Here is a 19,986-nt window from a genome sequence, read left to right as displayed (position 1 = left end):
TATTGTTACGTATGTTACGAGTTATTACGAGTTGGTTTCAATTGCTTCTAATAATAAGTCTACAATATGAATTCCACGCATTTTATGAGAGAGTTTTTCACGTTCAATACCTAGTTTCATTTGTAATAGACACCCAGGATTTGCAGTAACAATTGTCGCTGCATCTGTTTCATTCACACGGTCCATTTTGTAATCTAGAAATTCCATTGATAACTCTGAATGAACAATATTATAAATACCAGCAGAACCACAGCAACGGTCCGCATCTTTCATTTCACGATATGTTGCGCCTTGGATGGCCTCAAGCAACATACGAGGTTCAGAAGATGTTCGCATAACATTACGTAAATGACAAGAGTCTTGGTACGTAATAATTTGCGGCGAAAGTCGTAAATCAGTTCGCTTATGGAAATCTAGTTCTACTAGTATAGCAGTAATATCTTTAATTTTAGAAACAAACTGCTTTGCGCGCTCTGCCCATTTAGGATCATCTTTTAATAAATAATCATAATCTACGAGATAAGCTCCGCAGCCACCTGCATTCGTAATGATATAATCGATTTGTAAATCTTCGAATGCTTGTATATTTCGTTTTGCTAATTCTTTTGCACCACTTTTTTCACCAGCATGCCCGTGTAATGCCCCGCAGCAACTTTGTGTTTTCGGAATAACGACATCACAACCGGCAAGCTGAAGAAGTTTCATCGTTGCGTTATTTGTTTCTAAAAACATCGTATCCATTAAACAACCAGTGAAGAAAGCAACTTGTTTTTTCTTTGTAATTTCAGCATGTAAAAATTCAGGGCGATTTTTCATTTCTTTCATTTTAGGAGCTTTCGGTAAGACAAGATCCATTGTTGCCAGTGTTTCAGGGAATAGCTTCATAATCCCCGTTTTATGTGAGAGCGTCTGCAAACCAGAGCGTTGATAAAATCCGATGAGTCCAGTTAATGTTCTCATACGGTTTTGATGAGGGAATAACCCTTCAAATACTACTTTACGAACGGCTTTCACTGGCATTGAGAATTTTTTATTTTGATTAATAATGTCGCGAGCTTCTTCTAATAAATGTCCGTAATTCACACCGGATGGACAAACAGGTTCGCAAGCGCGGCAACCAAGGCAGACGTTTAATGTATTTTCAACATCTTCGTCTGGTTCAATTAAGCCATCAACGACTGCTTTCATTAAGGCGATACGTCCGCGTGGTGAGTGTGATTCTTTATATCCAGATTGAATGTAAGTAGGACAAGTAGGTAAACAAAAACCGCATCGCATACAATTTAATAGTTCATCTTCATTTAATCGTTCTTTAAATTCCTTTTGAATTTTCTCCTTATTTAATGTTGTCATCGCTCAACCACCACTCTTTTACGAGAGTCTTTCGCGAACATTTTTCCAGGATTCATAATGTTATTTGGATCAAAGGCTTGTTTAATACCGTGCATTGCAGCAATACCTTCTTTACCTAATTTCATTTCTAAATATGGAGCTTTCATCGCACCAACACCATGTTCACCAGTAATCGTGCCACCAAGCTCAATCGCTTTCGCAAATATTTCAGCGAAAGCTTGCTCAGCTCGGTGCATTTCTTCTTCGTTACGGGCATCTGTCATACAAGTTGGATGTAGGTTGCCATCACCAGCATGCCCAAAAGTACAAATAGGAATATTATATTTTTTTGCAATCGTATTAATTGCTTCAACCATTGGAGCGATTTGTGAACGTGGTACAGTTGCATCTTCTAATATTGTTGTAGGTTTTAGTCTTGCAAGTGCAGACAATGCACTACGGCGTGCTGTACGAAGCGCATCTGCTTCTGCTTCATCTTTTGCAACGCGAACATCAACCGCGTTCATGGTGCGGCAAACGTTAGCCATTTTTTCAATATCACGATTGACGACTTCAGGTGGACCGTCTTGTTCAATTAATAAAATTGCTTTTACGTCAGTTGGTAAACCGATTTGTGCAAACTCTTCTACAACTTCAATTGTCGGTTGATCTAAAAACTCAAGTGTCGCTGGAATGATTTTATTTGCAATAATGGAAGAGACAGCACGTGCAGCTTCGTTAATATCCTCATATAGTGCGAGCATAGTTTTCTTCGTTTCAGGCGTAGGAACAAGTTTTAATATCGCTTCTGTTACAACACCAAGTGTACCTTCAGAACCAATAAATAAACGAGTTAAATCATAACCAGCCACATCTTTTGCTAATTTACCACCAGTGCGAATGATGTTGCCATTCGGTAAGACAATTTCAAGCCCCATTACATAATCACGTGTTACGCCATATTTTAAACCACGCAATCCGCCCGAGTTTTCATTAATATTACCGCCAATTGTAGAAATTTTCATAGAGCTTGGATCTGGTGGGTAAAATAATCCTTTTTCTTCTACTGCTTTAATAATATCAAGTGTAATAACACCAGCTTGTACAGTAATTGTTAAATTCTCTTCGTCAATTTCCAAAATTTTGTTCATATGGCGGAAAATAAGGACGATACCGCCTTCTAATGGACACGTTCCTGCACAAAGGTTGGTTCCAGAGCCACGAATATATACAGGGATCTTATGAGTGTTACACACTTTTAACACTTCGGCTATTTCATTTGTATTACGAGGAGCAATGACTGCATCAGGCATCGCTTGGAAGTTTGGAGTGGCATCATAACTATAAGTTAAACGCCCCATATTGGATGTATCTACATTATTTTCGCCAACAATGGATACGAATGAATCAATAATTTGCTTTTCTAACATTAGAAATCCCCCTCAAACTGTTAACGTATTTAGTAATAATAAAAAACGTTGTAACAGTGCTCTCATTATAATGATAAAAAAAGTAGGGGGGTTCTTTCTATGGTTAATCATCTAAAGATTATTCTGTTTTCTCATTCTTTTTTGTATGATTATCTAATAATAGAAGTGCAAAGTACAAAACGTTTAAATCTTTAAATTGTTTAGGGTCAAGTCCTGTATGTTCCTCGATTTTTTTTAATCTATAATGCAGCGTATTAATGTGTATATGTAATTTTTCTGCTGTTTGTTTATAAGATTGGTTGTAATCAATAAATAAGTGCAAAGTGTGCATAAGCTCATTAGATGATAATAAGTTTTCAATTGTACGCTGGAGAAATTCTTTCCGAGTTCCAGTAGAAATATCTTGTAAGCACATCTCTAAACGTAAATCTTCATTAAATACAATTCCTTTTGTTTCAAGGGAAACAGAAAGAGCGCGTAATGCTTGTTCATATGATACATTCATATCGCTCGGGATAACTGTTTGTCCAATTCCGATATATAGTGTGATAGAAAATAAAGTTTCACAGTCTTGTTTTAACCGTTTTAAAAATTGAAAGGTTTGCTCTTTAGATTGCATTGTTGTAAATAAAATAAACCGATCATTTCCCCAGCGAACAAATAAATCTTCTTTTGCTAAAATGTTGCGCATGTGTTGCCAAATTTTACGCTGGAGCATCGTATTATCTTGGGCGATTGATAATAAAATAAGTTGTTTCTTTTTATATAAATCAATGCCAAGCGTTTTTGCACGATCAAGAAAACTTGGAGACCAGTCTGTGCTTTGAAGCCAATCAAAAACAAATGCTTCATAAGAACGTTGCTCAAGTTCTAGTTGTTCTAAAAAATAATTTTCGTGAATTAACAATTCGGTCATTTTGCGCAATATTTCTCCGTATTGGGAAATATCCCTAGGTTCCCCTGTAATTCCAATGACACCGATTACTTCGTCATGGAATAGTAACGGGAGATTCATCCCAGCCTTCACGCCTTGCAAACGTCGTTCATCATCTTTTGTAATAATGACAGTTTTCTTTTGTTTCGCACAGCGGAGCGCCCCTTCGTGAAATTGACCGATTCTTTCCGCATCTGTACTTGCGATAATAAATCCTTGTATATTAATGATAATAATATTTTCAGTAATTAGTCTGCGTACTTCACGTACAATTTTATTTGCTAAATCAGGAAAAAGCATAATTTGCACACCTCAAATTCTATTTGTTGTACATTATATATGTAAGTTTATTAATAATGGAAGATTTCACATTTTCCACACATTTATTTGTTATTTTACAATTATAACGAAATCATCCGAAGATGGAGGGAATCTTTTGAGAAAGTATTTTTTTCTTCTCTGTTTTTTATTTCTATTAGTAGGGTGCCAAGGAAGTTCGTATACACCAATTGCTAAAGATAAAAGTGTTATTATAACAACTAATATAAAAGAAGGTAGTATTAGTTTTATTAATAAAAAAACAAAGAAGCTAATAACAACATGGGAATTGAATGAACCGATTACGGGGGTTACACTACTTCGAGATGGTGAGGACATACTTGTTTATGGCAAGCAGTTAGAATATATGTATGTATACTCACTGGCAGAAGGAAGACAAGTAGACAAATACAAGACGGGAAAAGGAATTGCTAATGTTATCGCATCAGAAGATGGAAAACAATTATTTGCTGCCGATCAAAATGAACAAAAGGTAAGGTTCTTTACGGTAAAAGGGAAAGAGATGGGTAGTGTTTCAACAGGAAAAGGACCGTTAACGATGGTAGAGCATAATAAGCAGTTATCTGTATTGAACTTTTATGATACGAAACTAACGACAATTGATACGAAGAAAAAAGAAGTTATACAATCCTTTATGATTCCACCGGCATCAACAGGAGCAACGGTTAGTGCTAATGGGAAAGAAATATGGATTGGCGGACATGGTGATGGAAATCAAGTGAATGAGAAAGTATTAGTGTATTCTTTACAGAGTGGAGAGATGGTACGCTCTTTACACGCTCCGTTTATGCCTGTGAATATAACGAGGGATGATAAGTACGTATATGCATTAAGTCATGGTTCTAATATGCTTAGAAAGTTTGATGCAAGTACGTATCAAGAGGTAGGATCTACAGAAGTAGGATCTAATCCATTTGCATTTTTGAAAAGCGGTGCAGAAGGATATGTAGCTAGTTATGATAGCGATGAAGTATGCGTAATGGATATAAAGAATATGAAAATAAAACAAACAATTAAAGTCGGAAAAGGGCCGTTTCAGCTCATAGAGAGAGAAGGGAAAGGACAATGAGTAAATATAGAGTGCTAGTTGTAGATGACGAAAGTGATATGAGGCAACTTGTCGGTATGTACTTGGATAACTTCGGATACGAGTGGGGAGAAGCTGAAAATGGGAAAGAGGCTCTCCGAAATTTAGAGACGGATCATTATGATTTCGTTGTATTGGATATTATGATGCCAGAGATGGATGGGCTTTCAGTTTGTAAAGAGATTCGAAAAACGTCAGATGTACCTATTATATTTTTAACTGCAAAAGGTGAAGAGTGGAATAGGGTGAACGGCTTACGGATGGGGGCAGATGATTATATTGTAAAGCCATTTAGTCCCGGTGAACTAATTGCTCGTATGGAAGCTGTTTTAAGACGGTATACAAAGCAAGAGCAGCAAGAAGAGATTCAATTTGGACCGATTCTTATAAATGAAAAAAGTAGGAGAATCGAGACGAATGGAGAGTCGATTTCTCTTACGGTAAAAGAGTTTGATTTACTATATTTTCTTTGCCAACATAATGGACAAGTATTTAGTCGTGAGCAATTACTTGAAAAGGTGTGGGGATATGATTATGCAGGAAGTACAAGAACAGTAGATACGCATGTGAAAACGATGCGTTTGAAGCTCGGAGAAAGTGGAAACTACATTCAAACCGTTTGGGGTGTAGGCTATAAATTTGAGGTGTAACGTATGTTTACGATGGTACAAAAGCTTTGGCTTACAGTAGTATGTGCAGTATGTGTAACAGTCTCCTTTCTTTATTTTGTATCTTTATACTCGTATGAAAAGTTATACGTCGATAATTTAAAAGATTCATTAGTAATGGAAGGAAAGCGTCTCGCCACGCAATATGATAAACGTGAAGGAATATCCACTTTTGAAGAGAAAGTAAGGGCATATGATCAAATATCTAGTTCAGACGTCCTTTTTGTGTATAATCCACGTGATTTAAGTGCTTGTTTGCCTTTTGATGTGCACCATCATTCTCTTATAAGTGAAGGAGATAGACAAGCGCTACTAGATGGGAAAACTGTGACAAAGATAGGATATGAAGAGCATTTTGATCGTAATATTATGGGTGTTGTCATCCCTGTTTTAGATAATAAAAAATTAGTTGGAATTGTATACTCTTATATTCCTTTAAAAAGTATAAAAGACTTGATATTTGATATGGGTCTTATTTTAGCGCCGTTAGCAATTGCAATGATTTTAATTACGATATGGGTTGGTAGAAAAATTATTATTGCGATTACGAAGCCGCTCTCACAAATGGAACGGGTCGCGAATCATCTTGCTACCGGAGATTTCTCAGAGCGGATTACGATTTCTTCAGAAGATGAGATTGGACGATTGGGAAAAGCATTTAATAAAATGGCAAATTCTTTAGAGGCAGAAGACGTAAAGCGTAAGGAGTTTTTAGCTAATGTTTCGCATGAACTTAGAACACCACTTAGTTATATTAAAGGATATAGTGAAGCCATTTTAGACGGTGTAGCAAAAGGGCCGCAGCAGGAAAAAGTAACGCAGCTCATCCATAAAGAAGCAGATCGCATGCAGCGACTCGTTCATGATTTATTAGATTTAGCACAATTAGAAGGTGAACATTTTCCTCTAAAGAAGCAACCTATCGTTTTTTCACAGCTTATTGAAGATGTACTAGATACTTATGAGTTACAATTTATAGAAAAAAAGCTTCGTATTTCAACGGATTTAAATCCTGAAATTATCGTAATGATTGATGAGGATCGTATGCAACAAGTACTTCACAACGTGTTAGACAATGCGATACGGTACACAAATCAAAACGGGGATATCATAATAAGCTTAGATAAGAAAGATGATTATTGTGAGCTGAAAATAAAAGACACGGGAATAGGTATTGATATAGAGCATTTAGAAAATCTTGGTGAGCGTTTTTACCGAGTAGATAAAGCTAGAAGTCGTCAGCATGGTGGAACAGGTTTAGGTCTTGCTATTGTAAGGCAAATTGTTCATATACATGATGGACAGTGGAGAATAGAAAGTGAAAAAGGTAAGGGAACGACAGTTATTATTAAACTAAAAGTACAAGATGAGGAGAGCATGTTCTAACTTTGGGGACATGCTCTCTATATTGAGAGTTAATAATTGCACGGAAAGATATTAATTAATATCCAATAAATATTAAGAATTTGACTATTTTATGAACAAAACATTTGTACTTCTTACTAATTCGTTCTAAAATAGTTATGGATGCTAAATTCTTATAAATCGTTTCAATTGTTGTTTGGAAGATACTGAGGTGATTTAACTGGAGTACAAATCTATTAAACCGAAAAAAATTTACGAAGAAGTATCTGAAGCTATTTTAACAATGATTAAAAATGGCACACTAAAACCTGGTGACAAACTACTTCCTGTTCATCAATTAGCCGAGCAGTTTCAAGTTGGTAGATCTGCTGTTCGTGAAGCGCTAAGTGCGCTAAGGGCAATGGGCTTAATTGAAATGAAGCAAGGAGAAGGTACATATGTGAAGAATTTCGATTCTTCTTCATTAACGAAATCATTAAATAATAGGTTGTTAATGAAGAAAGAGGATATTTTGAACTTATTAGAAGTACGAAAGGTGCTTGAAGTGGGGGCAGTTCGAGCAGCTGCGGCAAAACGTACGGAAGATAATTTACAAAATATGAAGCATTGGTTAGATGAAATGGCAAAGAGCGTTGGAGATGAGAAAGCTGGTGAAAAAGCAGACTTTCAGTTCCACATGGGAATTGCACAATCTTCACATAATAACATCCTACTTGAACTCATGAATCATGTTTCAGAAATGATTGCTGAAACGATTGGTGAATCAAGACGCATTATTTTATATGGTGAACAAACAACAGCAGAACGACTTTTAGAAGAGCATCAAGTTATATATGATGCGGTGTTAAAGCAAGATGTGGAATTAGCACAGCAAGCAATGCTAGATCATTTAACAAATGTAGAACATATTGTCATAGGTAAAAGCGATATAAATTCGTAATTTAATCTTTTAAAATTCCATTTTTCTGATAAAATAGAGAAAGATTGAGTAAGCGTTTTCTTTAGAAGAGGGAGAGTTAGGCTATGGTTGAGCCTATTTCTTCTTTTCAAGTCATCTGATGACCATATGATTGTTGGCGAAGTTGTAATGAGGGGGAATAATAATTATGAAAGTTACTTTATTTGTTACTTGTCTAGTCGATATGTTTGAAACAAATGTCGGTAAGGCAACAGTAGAAGTATTGGAGCGTTTAGGTTGTGAAATTGAATTTCCAGAAGCACAAGTTTGTTGTGGTCAGCCTGCTTATAATAGCGGCCATGTAGAAGCAGCAAAAGAAGCGATGAAACATATGATTGAAACTTTTGAAGATGCAGAATATATCGTTACGCCATCCGGTTCTTGTGCGACAATGTTTCACGAGTATCCACATGTTTTTAAAGATGATCCGAAATGGGCAAAACGTGCACAAAAGATAGCTGATAAAACATATGAATTTACACAATTTATTGTAGATGTTTTAAAAGTTACAGATGTTGGCGCAAGTTTACCTGGGATAGCAACTGTTCATAAATCTTGCCATATGACACGTCTGCTTGGAGTAAAAGAGGCTCCAGGAATTTTATTATCAAATGTAAAAGGATTAACTGTAAGAGAACTACCAAACGTACAAAATTGTTGTGGTTTTGGGGGAACGTTTTCAGTTAAGATGACACCTATTTCTGAGCAAATGGTAGATGAGAAAGTTGATAGTGTTATGGAAACAGGTGCTGATTATTTAATCGGTGCAGATTGTGGGTGTTTGTTAAACATTGGCGGACGTATTGAGCGTTTAGGTAAAGAAGTAAAAGTAATGCATATTGCTGAGGTATTGAATAGCCGCTCATGAAGGGGGAACATAAGCTATGTCTATGAAAATCAGTGAGAAAAAATTTAATGATCGCGTAGGCGATGGAATTCAAGATTCGTTTATGCGCGGGGCTGTATCATCTGCACAAACGCGTTTATATACAAATCGATTAAAAGCAGCGGAAGAATTAGGAAACTGGGAAGAGTGGCGTGAACTTGGTGAACAAATTCGCCAGCATACGCTAGAAAATCTTGATTATTACTTAATGCAGTTAAGTGAAAATGTTTCGAAAAGAGGCGGTCATGTTTACTTTGCGAAAACGAAAGAGGAAGCAGCAAAGTATATTCAAGACGTTGCGAAAAAGAAACAAGCGAAGAAAGTTGTAAAATCAAAATCAATGGTAACGGAAGAAATTAGTATGAATCATGCGCTTGAAGAAATCGGTTGTGAAGTGTTAGAGAGTGACTTAGGAGAGTATATCTTGCAAGTAGATAACGATCCGCCTTCACATATTATTGCGCCTGCACTTCATAAAAACAGAACGCAAATTCGTGATGTGTTTAAAGAAAAACTTGGATATGAAAATTCTGATGATCCATATGAAATGACAAAGTTTGTTCGTAAACAACTTCGTGAGAAATTTATGGATGCAGAAATTGGAGTGACAGGTTGTAACTTCGCTGTTGCAAATACTGGCTCTCTTTGTTTAGTAACAAATGAAGGTAATGCCGATCTTGTTATGTCGATTCCGAAAACACAAATTGCAGTAATGGGTATGGAACGTATGGTTCCGACAATGGAAGAATTAGATGTTTTAGTTGGTTTACTATGTCGTAGTGCAGTAGGTCAAAAGTTAACAAGTTATGTAACGGTAGCAGGACCAATTCAAGAGGAAGAGGTAGATGGGCCAGAAGAGTTTCATTTAGTCGTTGTTGATAATGGCCGATCTCAAATTCTTGGATCTGAATTCCGTCAAGTGCTGCAATGTATTCGTTGTGCTGCTTGTGTTAATGTATGTCCTGTATATCGTCACGTTGGTGGACATTCATACGGATCTATTTATTCAGGACCAATTGGTGCAGTATTAACACCGCTTCTAGGTGGATATGATGATTACAAAGAACTTCCATATGCATCTAGTTTATGCGGAGCATGTACAGAAGCTTGTCCAGTAAAAATTCCATTGCATGATTTATTGTTAAAACATCGTCAAGTTATCGTTGAACAAGAAGGCCGTGCCCCACTTGCAGAAAAATTAGCAATGAAAATGTTTAGCATGGGTGCTTCTTCAGCAGCTTTATATAAAATGGGATCGAAAATGGCACCGGCAGCAATGAGTCCATTTACATCTGGTAACCGCGTATCAAAAGGTGTGGGACCACTTAAAAACTGGACAGATATTCGTGAATTCCCGGCGCCAAGTAAAGAACGATTCCGTGATTGGTATAAAGATCATAAGAAAGGCGGGGATAAATAATGACAGGATTAATTCAAAACCGTGAGTCCTTTCTAGATAATATCGCAAAAGAACTCGGACGTGGGCGGAAGACAGAAGGTGTAGAACGTCCAGTATGGAAAAATAATGTGAATGAAGAAACGTTAAAAGATTATTCACAAGAAGAATTGTTAGAAGTATTTAAAAATCAATGTACAAACATTCATACAACTGTTGTGGAAACGACAAACGACCGTTTACGTGAAGATATTCAAAAAGTAATCGTTGAAAACGGCGGGGGACCTATTATATTATCAGCAGACGAACGTTTTGATTCATATGGATTGACTTCTTTATTTAAAGAAGAGCTTCCGAAACAAAATGTTGAAGTAAATGTATGGGATCCTGAGAAAAAAGAAGAGAATATGCGTTTAGCGGAAAAAGCGAATATCGGTATCGCATTTAGTGATTATACTTTAGCTGAATCTGGTACGATTGTTGTACAAAGTCATAAAGGACAAGGGCGTTCTTTACACTTTTTACCAACTATATACTTTGCTATTATTCCACGTGAAACACTTGTACCTCGTATTACGCAAGCAGTTCAACATATGAACTCTCGTGTGGAAAAAGGCGAAGCAGTGGCATCTTGTATCAACTTTATAACAGGACCAAGTAACTCCGCAGATATTGAAATGAATCTTGTTGTCGGGGTACACGGACCATTAAAAGCAGTATATTTCATCGTATAAAATAGGGGAAAGCAGGCCGGAAAACGGCCTGCTTTTTTAATAGAATAAAGATAATATGAAGTAGAAGTTCTCTCCTTTTTTTGCTATGTTCTTTTGGAAAGGAGAGGAAGGGATGTTCACTTATTTATATGCATTGTTAGCAGGGATGGTGTTTGGTTCTTTCTTTATGGTGATTGCGATGAGAGTTCCAGTGGGTGAATCTATTATTACACCACGTTCATATTGTCATTACTGCAAATATACGTTAAAGCCAAAAGAACTTATTCCAATCATTTCATTTTGTATGCAGAAAGGGCGTTGTACGAATTGTAAAAGAAAAATCCCAAGTTTGTACATAACATTTGAATTTGTTACAGGGAGTTTATTTTTTCTTACTGTATATGTAATTGGAATTGAACGAGAGCTCATCATCATTTTATCGCTTCTTTCTTTACTACTTATTATTTCAGTTACAGATTTTGTGTATATGTTAATACCTAATCGTATTTTAATTTGGTTTGCACTTTTGCTTATTTTAGAATGTATTTTTGTACCGTTAGTTACTTGGATAGATAGTATAGCTGGTAGTGGAACTATATTCATTTTGTTATATTGCATGCAAAGGATTTATCCAGATGGTCTTGGTGGAGGTGATGTGAAATTACTTTCGTTGCTCGGATTTATAATAGGAGTGAAAGGTATTTTTATGACTTTATTTTTAGCATCTTTCTTTAGTCTTTGTATTTTTGGAATTGGTATAGCATTAAAGCGCATAAAAGTAAGAACCCCAATTCCATTTGGCCCTTTTATTAGCCTTGGAGCAATATGCTATGTGTTAGTTGTATATGCAAAATAGAAAGGAGCTAGAAAATGAATGTATATATGGATGATCAAAGAAGTTGTCCGTTCGGATATGTTTTGGCAACTACAGTAGAATCTGCGTTACAATTTGTTCGGAGTAATAAGGTAAACATCCTTTCTCTTGACTTTAACATGGGATGGAGGCAAAAGAGCGGGTTAGATTTTGTAGAAGCCTTTTGTACGGAAGGTTTATATGTTAATGAGATTCACCTTCATACAAATGATGTCATCGGTATGCACCAGATGAAGCAGAGAATTGAGAAAGCGAAAGAAAAAGGGGAAATTCATCCTCATATTGTCGTTAAATATGTAGGGAGTTAAAAACTCCAAAGTAAGACTTAAACATACTATAATTAGAAGAGGATATTATGTCCAATATAGGGCATATATCCTCTTTTTTTCTTACATAATATACTCCATAATCAGATATTAAAAAGATAGTCTATTATGTATATAATGATAATCGAACTTATTGGTTAGAGGAGCTCATAGCGGGATGCGTAGCAAAAGCTACGCTATACAACAACCGTGAAATGCGTGAACGGATTGAGAGCCTGCGCCAGCAACAAACAGAGGCTCCTACGCCGAAACAAATCAAACGTGAGATCGATGAGAATAATAAAGATGCAATTATAGAATCTTTAAAACGTAAAATTAAGAAATTGGATGAAGAAAATAAAGAACTACGTGAGCAACTAAAATTTGCTTATGCAGAAGTTTATAAAAAAATCTAAGGGAACACCGTTACCTGCATGTTCAACAATCGGGCTATATAACGGAATGAATTCTTGTTAAAATTAAAAATATTTGAAATAATTGTTATTAAGTTAAAGGAAAGCGATTGCAGAAAAAGGTGATACGTCTTTCTCTTACTTAAGAATTGTGGAATAGTTAAAAAATCCGATTAATTATATTCTGAAAGGGTGTGTGTAATATATTATCAGCTAATGTTTTTACTTATAAATCTAAGGATGGAAAAACAGTAATAATTAGAGAAGCTAAAGAACAGGATGCAGAAAGAATGCTAGATTCTGCTTCAAAAGCTTTAATAAACGCTCCATACATGCTAAGTACGGTTGAGGATGTAAAAAAGGTGAGTATTGATGCTATTAAAAAAAGATTAAAAACTTATCATGAAAATCCAAATTATGTACAGTTTATTGCTGAAGTTGATGGTAAGTTAGTCGGTGCAATAGATTTTAAGAACGGAGACAGAAAAAAAATTAGTCATCAAGGGGCTTTTGCGATGACCGTACTACCTGAATATCGAAATTATGGTATTGGAAGAGCTCTTCTAGAAACCTTAATCAATTGGGCTAAAAACAACAGTAAGATTGAAAAAGTTTCTCTTGAGGTAATGGAAGATAATTTAGGTGCAATCCAGTTATATAAGAATCTAGGTTTTTTTGAAGAGGGTAGACAAGCAAAGGGTGTAAAATTGGATGGTGGCTATCAAGATTTAATATTAATGGCTTTATTCGTTTGAAATTGAACATTATTCAACAATCGGGCGCTTTAATGGAATAAAAGAAGAGCACATATTATACATGTATAATATATGCTCTTCTTTTATTTTTAAGGATTTTTATAATTTAGGTCTTGATAAGGTTATCTTTGGAGTTTTTAATGTTTCACATGAGCTTGTAAAGGAATGATTTCCTCTGTTTGAGCGGCTACTAATTCAGTTTCTTCTTGCTTAACATCAGGTGCTTTCTTTGTTAAGTAATGATATACCATACCGACAAATACCGATCCGCCAATAATGTTACCAAGTGTAACTGGAATTAAGTTATGAATAGCACCCGCAAAAGAAATTGTATCAGGATGTGGTGAGACTAAAGATAAAGCAAACAGTGATAAGTTTGCAATGCTATGCTCGTAACCAGATAAGAAGAATGTGAAAACAAGTAGCATCATCATCATTATTTTTGCTGTATCACCTTTTACTTGAGAAGGTAAGAAGCAAGCAAGACATACGAGCCAGTTACATAAAATCGCTTTAAAGAATAATTGCATTGTAGGTGTATTCATCTTTCCTTCAACTACTTTATTCATTAAGTGACCATGATCAATTGCTTGGAAAATTCCAGTTGCGTAAAATAGTAAGGCAAAGAATAAAGCGCCAGCTAAGTTACCTGCATAACAAGCAACCCAGTTACGAAGTGTATCAGAAATAGTTGTTTCTTTTCTTAAAGTTGCCACTGTAAAGTACATTGTATTGCCAGTAAATAACTCAGCACCGCCATATATAATAAGTACGAGAGCAATTCCGAAAAACATGGATTCAGCTAAATAAGTTGCTGGTGAATCTGCAATGTGAAAAAAGTTACCTAATTTAAAACATAGTACAATAATAAAACCGATATAAATGCCAGCAAGTGCAGCGCGAATGAAATATTGCATTGAATTTGTATCCAGCATTTGCTTTTTGCTCTTAGCCAGTTTTACAACGTAGTCTAATCCTTGTTCTAGCATGAGTAATACGCTCCTTTAATACATCGTCTATAAATACTCTTTATATGAATAAAGTACATGGATTTGTTCTCAGTTTCAATAAGTTTGTTCAATGTTTCACAAAAAGGACATACATCTATGAAGGAAGCGTTTACAAAAGGCGGTATAATGGAATTTTTTCTGAAAATAGTGAGGAGGTTGAAACGAGAGAAAAAGAAAAAGCGCTATAATTACAGCGCTTTTTCGTCTAAATTCTTTTCGACTTTTACTTCTACCTCTTTCGAGAAGAACCAACCACAAACTGCGATTCCGATTAATACGCTCCAGAATGTAAGTTTCCACGGAGTAGATTCTGGGAATGAGTGCGGAAGGACACCTAAAGCAGGGTGTGCTAGCGTATAAACTGCTAATTTTACACCAACCCAGCCTACAATTAAGAATGCTGCCGTTTCAAGTCCTGGTTTACGTTTTAATATTTGTACGAAAGCAGATGCTGCAAATCGCATAATGATTAATCCGATAAGTCCACCTACAAAGATAACGACGAATTGCCCAGTATCAAGACTACCAATCGTACCTAATCCTGTTTTCGGTAATGTCATTGCTAATGCAACAGCCGCTAAAATTGAATCGACTGCGAAGGCAATATCAGCAACTTCGACTTTAAATACAGTCCACCAAAAGTTCTCTTGTTTTTTCTCTGTTTCTTTTTCTTCTGTTTCTTCATGTGTATTCTTTTTAACGTACGTTTTAAATAAGTGATTACCAGCGATAAACATAAGGTAAATTGCACCAATCGCTTGCACTTGCCATACATCGACTAAGAATGAAATCATAAATAGCGATCCGAAGCGGAAAACAAACGCTCCTGCTAATCCGTAAAATAGTGCTTTCTTTCGTTTGTCTTCTGGTAAATGTTTTACCATAATTGCAAGAACGAGGGCGTTATCAGCTGCTAAAATCCCCTCTAGTGCAATTAGGATGAGTAATACCCAACCATACTCCAATAATAATGATACATCCATGTACATTCTCCTCTCATTTCTCTAAATTCTAAACAAGTGAAGAATTTCCCCACTGTTTAGATTCCCCATACTCCCGCGCATCAACGGTGGAAGGAATTGGTAAAAACAAAAAAGACCTCTGCCGTTGATAGGCAAAGGTCTTGCTAGACATATGTAATGAAAATGTCAACAAAGCCGGAAGAACTATGTTCTACGTAATGACGACTTTGTTTCCAAGAAATATTCTTGGACGCTACTCCCCTTTGGAGATATGTTATTGTATTTTCATTATATGGATAATTTATACGGTTGTCAACCTGTTAAAATATCTTCGTTTGGATATTTTATTTTTCTTTGCTTTTTACGTGCAAATGAAAAAGCTAATGTTAAAGGCCCCATTTTTCCAAAAAACATCATAAAGATAATAATTGCTTTACCGATAATTGTTAAGTGTGGCGTCAAATTCATGCTAAGACCGACAGTTCCAAATGCTGAAAATACTTCAAAAGCACTCATTAGTAGAGGAACTCGCTCAGTAATACTTAGAATTAAAATAGAAAGGAAAATAAACGAAATTGAAATAATGGTAATGGTTAATGATTTGACAATGAGCGTATCTTTAATGGATTTTTTAAACACGACAATATCATCTTGTTCTTGCAAAAATTTAAATACGCCTAAAAACATAATTAAAAAAGTCGTTAACTTAATTCCGCCACCAGTTGAAGCACTGCCAGCACCAATAAACATAAGAAGCATCATTAATAAAAGAGAAGGCTTTGATAATGCAGAGATATCCACAGTATTAAATCCGGCAGTGCGCGTCGAAATCGCTTGAAAATAAGCAGCCATACCTTCTTCAAATGGGGTAAAACCTCTCATGGAAAGTGAATTATGGAACTCGAATATAAAAATAAAAGCTGTAGCAATAATATTTACGATAAGAGTAGAAGTAAGCATAAGTTTTGAATGTAAAGTAAGGTTTTTAAAGTTTTTCTTTCTTTTTATATCTACGATAACTGTAAAACCGATCCCTCCTAAAATAATGAGGGAAGAAATAACGAGATTGACGAGAATGCTATGGGAGTGGGACGTTAAATTGTCACTCCACACGGAAAAACCAGCATTGTTAAAGGCTGAGATAGAATGAAAAAAGCTGTAATATATTCCTTTGGCAATCCCGTACTTTGGTACCCATTCAAAGGAGAGAAGTAAAGTGGCAATACATTCTACAGTAAAAGAAAATATAAATAATGCTTTTGCAAGGCGAATGATTCCGCCGACATTTGTTTGGTTTAATGCTTGTTGTAATAAAATCCGATTTTGAAGACCGATTTTTCTACCGAGCATAATTGCGATTAAAACGGCGAAGCTCATAATACCAAGTCCGCCAACTTGTATAAGTGTTAAAATGACGCATTGTCCAAACAAGGTAAATACTTTTCCAGTGTCCACAACACCAAGTCCTGTAACAGTACAAGCAGAAACTGTTGTAAATAAGGCATCGAGCCATGAAATAGACGTTGTTGTAGCAATTGGTAATTTTAATAGGCATGTACCGATAATTGATAACATAATAAAAGATAGAGTAAGAACACGGGGAGGACTCATGCTAATGTTAATCCGTTTCATGTTACATATCGTTCCTTTCAATTTGTTCTTACTAGTATGTGAAAAAGCATTATTATGTATGTTAAAAAAGAAAGAGGCAGAGAATATCTGCCTCTAAGCCATATGTTATATGATTATCCACGTAATTGTTGCTGAGCTAAAGCAACAAGACGTTTCGTTACTTCACCGCCAACAGAGCCGTTAGAACGAGATGCTGTATTTGATCCTAAGCTTACACCGAATTCTTGAGCGATTTCATATTTAAATTGTTCAAGCGCTTGTTCTGCACCTGGAACTAGTAATTTGTTTGTTTTTACCATGTTGAGACACATCCTTCTTAGTAGTCCAGTTTATCCCACTATTGGCGAGCTGCCTATAAAAGCTCGATTGGCGAAGGCTAATAATCAGTGGTGATAAACAAATTACACGGATTAAAGCTTCACTTTATTTAAGTGCTATATAAACTGGTACCGTTATTTTATGTGGAAACGACGTACTCATACACGGAAGTAATCGGTGTGATTAGAAGTTCTTGGATAGAAAAAAGAGTAGCAAATTTGCTACTCTTTTTTCAGTATTGTCGCTGTACCTTCCACGACAATATCATCGGATTGATTATATATGTTTGTTTGCAATGTAATGATTTTTTTATCATCACGTTTTTTAATAACTTCTGCCACAACGCGAAGTGTATCTCCGATTTTAACAGGAGCACGGAATGAAACGTTTTGTGATAAATAAATCGTATTTTTGCCAGGGAGTTTCGTGCCAAGAATGGTAGAAATAAAACTTGAAACGAGCATGCCATGGGCAATACGTTCTTTGAACATTGTCGTTTTTGCAAAAGAATCTAAAATATGAATAGGATTTACATCTCCAGTCAATTTTGCAAAATTGATAACATCCTCATCCGTAATTTTTTTTGTTAGTGATGCTTGATCACCGACTTGAATCTCATCGTAACGAAGCTCCGGAACAGTTTGTGCTTCTTGAAATGGATTCATTTTGTCCTCCTTCTTTTCCATATCGAAAAATGTAAGCCATCTTGATGTAGTAGGAGGAAGAAAGAGTTTTGTTTGTGCTGCAGTTAGTTGCCACATTTTTCTTACTTGATGGAAGTAAATAGATTTTTTGAGTTTTCCTCGAACTGCTTTGCGAGTTCTAGTTGTTTGGACTTGAACTCTCCCAAAAAAACTTCTAACTGTTTTTGAACCTCTTCACGTTGCGACTGTTGTTGCTCGATAAAGTGCTTTGTTGTTTCTTCAAATTGACCGCTAGTTTGAGTAAGAATAGACAAAGATGTTTTCGTAGGAGAAACAGTAAGTTGGTGCATTTGAGTAGAAAGTTCATTCCATTTTTCTTGCCACTCGTTAATTTGATCATTTAAGGAGTTTCCAGTTAATTGCTTCACGTAATCTGTATATTGGTTATTGAACTGAGCTGTGAATTGTTGTAATTCTTTTTCTAGTTCATTTACTCCTGATGTTAATTTATGCAAAGCGTCTTGTTGTTGTTTTAACGTTTCTAAAGTAAGTTGCTCTAATTGTTTCCCAGCTGAAGAGAAGAGGGAAAGAGATTGAGACCAGTTTTTCCAAAATGCATCGACCAATTCGTATGGTTTAGTTTCCATTGTTTGACCTCCAAATGTTTTTTTGCATATTGTGAACGCAGATTACTCTGCTGTACCACCAGGTGAAGATGAAGAATCCTTTTCATCCTTTTCTGGAGAAGTAGTGGCAAATGGAAAGAAAGCGTTCGTATATAACGTGAAAAACGTCCGCAGCATATTTTGGTAATGCTCAAAAGAAGTTGCACATGTTGCTAAATATTTCTCTCCATATTCAGTTAAAGAATAAATTCTTTTTGCTGGCCCTCCTTCGCTTGTATCCCAAGTAGAAGAAATAAGGTTTTCTTTTTCTAATTTGCGTAGTGTCCTATATACATTACCTTGGTCCACAGAAGAAAAGCCGATATCCATTAGCATTTGAATAAGTTTGTAACCATGAAGACTCCAGTCTTTTAGACAGAGAAGTAAGAAGGGAACTAAGAAGTTTTTTGGCATGGAGTTTGGTTGTTTCGTTTGGTTGTTTTCCAAACTTTCGCGTTGTTCTGGTTCATTATGTAGCATGATTGTGCATCACCTCATGAATCAGTTAGATGGAATTTTTTACTTATAAGTGCAATTTACACCTATCTGTTTTTAATGTCAATACATTTGTTGGAAAATAAAGAAAAATAAAATATAGACTTGAAGTTTTTTTCAGAATATTAGAAAATAGTGAATAGGTTGAATTGTTTCAAAAACGAAAAAGGGAGTGTAGGCGAAGTGATTGATCAAAAATTCGATCCATTGCAAGCATGGAAAAATGCTTATGAACAAACCGAAACATTTTGGGGAAAAGCGCTCAATGAAACAATTAAAACAGAAGAATATTCTGCTTGGATGGGCAGCGTTCTAGACTTGAATTTGTTTTATCAAAAAGCATTAAATGATACAACAAAAAGTTATTTAGAACAAGTGAACGTGCCAACAAAAGAGGATATCGCTAGAGTAGCTACGCTTGTTATTAACTTAGAAAATAAAGTTGATAACATCGAGGAAGTTCTAGAAGAGAAAGTGGATTCATTAGGACAAGCTCCTACATTAAAGCGTGATGTTACGAAAGTGAAACAAGATATGCGCACGTTAGAAACGAAAGTTGATCAAATTTTAGAATTGCTAGAAAAGCAAAATGCAGTACTAGCTAAACTACAAGTACCTGTAAAAGAAGAGGTAAAACCTGCGAATAAGCCAGAAAATAAAAAATGATAATAGCGTTTGTTTATAACGTGTAAAAGAGAGAGGGAGAATCTCTTTTTCATGTATAAACAACGAAACATAATTAATATATGGACTCTATTAGTATGAGTACCAAAATGATTTATAATAATCGCTCACAAATTCATTT

General features: G+C 35.6%; 21 protein-coding genes, 1 pseudogene and 1 riboswitch. Of the genes and pseudogenes, 12 read left to right on the top strand and 10 right to left on the bottom strand.

Annotated features, from left to right (window positions below; all coding sequences use genetic code 11):
- Positions 1-24: 24 nt before the first annotated feature.
- From MR109_RS10850 to MR109_RS10840, 3 genes are all read right to left on the bottom strand, one after another.
- Positions 25-1,353 (bottom strand): (Fe-S)-binding protein, encoded by a 1,329-nt coding sequence (locus MR109_RS10850; protein WP_098304886.1) that lies wholly within the window; start codon positions 1,351-1,353, stop codon positions 25-27.
- A complete protein-coding gene (glcD, locus tag MR109_RS10845; RefSeq protein ID WP_242272071.1) occupies positions 1,350-2,762 on the bottom strand; it encodes a glycolate oxidase subunit GlcD in 1,413 nt (470 codons plus the stop codon). The genes MR109_RS10850 and glcD overlap by 4 nt, the downstream gene beginning before the upstream one ends.
- Before the next feature lie 118 nt (positions 2,763-2,880).
- The gene (locus MR109_RS10840) at positions 2,881-3,996 is read right to left on the bottom strand and encodes a CdaR family transcriptional regulator (RefSeq protein ID WP_242272070.1); all 1,116 of its coding nucleotides are present in this window, start codon (positions 3,994-3,996) and stop codon (positions 2,881-2,883) included.
- Positions 3,997-4,132: 136 nt separating this feature from the next.
- Between MR109_RS10840 and MR109_RS10835 the strand changes: the two genes are divergently transcribed.
- The 11 genes and pseudogenes from MR109_RS10835 (at position 4,133) to MR109_RS10785 (ending at position 13,455) form a co-directional block, all read left to right on the top strand.
- Positions 4,133-5,104 carry a YncE family protein gene (locus tag MR109_RS10835; RefSeq protein WP_098789058.1) on the top strand — a complete coding sequence of 324 codons (972 nt, stop codon included), beginning with the start codon at positions 4,133-4,135 and terminating at the stop codon, positions 5,102-5,104.
- Entirely contained in the window at positions 5,101-5,772 is a 672-nt protein-coding gene (locus tag MR109_RS10830; protein WP_048369519.1) for a response regulator transcription factor, read from the top strand. Before MR109_RS10835 ends, MR109_RS10830 begins: the two co-directional genes overlap by 4 nt.
- 3 nt (positions 5,773-5,775) lie before the next feature.
- Positions 5,776-7,176, top strand: a complete 1,401-nt coding sequence (locus MR109_RS10825) for a sensor histidine kinase (RefSeq protein WP_048369517.1) — start codon at positions 5,776-5,778, stop codon at positions 7,174-7,176.
- Between the two features lie 229 nt (positions 7,177-7,405).
- Positions 7,406-8,095: a FadR/GntR family transcriptional regulator gene (locus tag MR109_RS10820; protein ID WP_255300125.1), complete on the top strand. Its 690-nt coding sequence runs from the start codon at positions 7,406-7,408 to the stop codon at positions 8,093-8,095.
- Between the two features lie 166 nt (positions 8,096-8,261).
- On the top strand, positions 8,262-8,981 hold the full coding sequence (locus MR109_RS10815; protein WP_002170952.1) for a (Fe-S)-binding protein: 720 nt from the start codon (positions 8,262-8,264) through the stop codon (positions 8,979-8,981).
- Between the two features lie 16 nt (positions 8,982-8,997).
- Positions 8,998-10,419 (top strand): LutB/LldF family L-lactate oxidation iron-sulfur protein, encoded by a 1,422-nt coding sequence (locus MR109_RS10810; protein ID WP_002170953.1) that lies wholly within the window; start codon positions 8,998-9,000, stop codon positions 10,417-10,419.
- Positions 10,419-11,129, top strand: coding sequence for a LutC/YkgG family protein (locus tag MR109_RS10805; protein WP_242272068.1), 711 nt, complete (start codon positions 10,419-10,421; stop codon positions 11,127-11,129). Before MR109_RS10810 ends, MR109_RS10805 begins: the two co-directional genes overlap by 1 nt.
- A gap of 112 nt (positions 11,130-11,241) precedes the next feature.
- Positions 11,242-11,964: a prepilin peptidase gene (locus tag MR109_RS10800; protein ID WP_002170955.1), complete on the top strand. Its 723-nt coding sequence runs from the start codon at positions 11,242-11,244 to the stop codon at positions 11,962-11,964.
- Positions 11,965-11,978: 14 nt separating this feature from the next.
- The gene (locus tag MR109_RS10795; protein ID WP_098789054.1) at positions 11,979-12,290 is read left to right on the top strand and encodes a cyclic-phosphate processing receiver domain-containing protein; all 312 of its coding nucleotides are present in this window, start codon (positions 11,979-11,981) and stop codon (positions 12,288-12,290) included.
- A gap of 179 nt (positions 12,291-12,469) precedes the next feature.
- A pseudogene (locus MR109_RS10790) lies at positions 12,470-12,703 on the top strand (DUF6262 family protein); the annotation flags it as partial.
- A 191-nt stretch (positions 12,704-12,894) separates the two neighbouring features.
- Complete coding sequence (locus tag MR109_RS10785) at positions 12,895-13,455, top strand: GNAT family N-acetyltransferase (RefSeq protein ID WP_242272065.1); 561 nt, start codon at positions 12,895-12,897, stop codon at positions 13,453-13,455.
- Between the two features lie 137 nt (positions 13,456-13,592).
- Here the strand turns inward: MR109_RS10785 and MR109_RS10780 are convergent, their stop codons facing one another.
- From MR109_RS10780 to phaQ, 7 genes are all read right to left on the bottom strand, one after another.
- The gene (locus MR109_RS10780; protein WP_048369510.1) at positions 13,593-14,444 is read right to left on the bottom strand and encodes a formate/nitrite transporter family protein; all 852 of its coding nucleotides are present in this window, start codon (positions 14,442-14,444) and stop codon (positions 13,593-13,595) included.
- Positions 14,445-14,653: 209 nt separating this feature from the next.
- Positions 14,654-15,448 (bottom strand): TerC family protein, encoded by a 795-nt coding sequence (locus MR109_RS10775; RefSeq protein WP_071720150.1) that lies wholly within the window; start codon positions 15,446-15,448, stop codon positions 14,654-14,656.
- A gap of 79 nt (positions 15,449-15,527) precedes the next feature.
- Positions 15,528-15,701, bottom strand: a riboswitch (yybP-ykoY riboswitch).
- Positions 15,702-15,739: 38 nt separating this feature from the next.
- Complete coding sequence (locus MR109_RS10770) at positions 15,740-17,059, bottom strand: TrkH family potassium uptake protein (RefSeq protein ID WP_048369507.1); 1,320 nt, start codon at positions 17,057-17,059, stop codon at positions 15,740-15,742.
- A gap of 113 nt (positions 17,060-17,172) precedes the next feature.
- Entirely contained in the window at positions 17,173-17,358 is a 186-nt protein-coding gene (locus MR109_RS10765; protein WP_000241212.1) for an alpha/beta-type small acid-soluble spore protein, read from the bottom strand.
- A gap of 240 nt (positions 17,359-17,598) precedes the next feature.
- Entirely contained in the window at positions 17,599-18,042 is a 444-nt protein-coding gene (locus MR109_RS10760; RefSeq protein WP_001067911.1) for a MaoC family dehydratase, read from the bottom strand.
- Between the two features lie 101 nt (positions 18,043-18,143).
- On the bottom strand, positions 18,144-18,668 hold the full coding sequence (phaP, locus tag MR109_RS10755; protein ID WP_025150993.1) for a polyhydroxyalkanoic acid inclusion protein PhaP: 525 nt from the start codon (positions 18,666-18,668) through the stop codon (positions 18,144-18,146).
- A gap of 42 nt (positions 18,669-18,710) precedes the next feature.
- The gene (phaQ, locus tag MR109_RS10750) at positions 18,711-19,166 is read right to left on the bottom strand and encodes a poly-beta-hydroxybutyrate-responsive repressor (protein WP_025150992.1); all 456 of its coding nucleotides are present in this window, start codon (positions 19,164-19,166) and stop codon (positions 18,711-18,713) included.
- Positions 19,167-19,364: 198 nt separating this feature from the next.
- On the opposite strand from phaQ, the gene phaR reads away from it, so the two are divergent.
- Positions 19,365-19,847, top strand: a complete 483-nt coding sequence (phaR, locus tag MR109_RS10745; RefSeq protein WP_242272063.1) for a polyhydroxyalkanoic acid synthase subunit PhaR — start codon at positions 19,365-19,367, stop codon at positions 19,845-19,847.
- Positions 19,848-19,986: the final 139 nt, after the last annotated feature.

Source organism: Bacillus cereus group sp. BfR-BA-01310, assembly GCF_022664325.1.
GTDB classification, from domain to species: Bacteria; Bacillota; Bacilli; order Bacillales; family Bacillaceae_G; genus Bacillus_A; species Bacillus_A paramycoides.
This window is presented reverse-complemented; position numbering and strand designations above follow the sequence as displayed.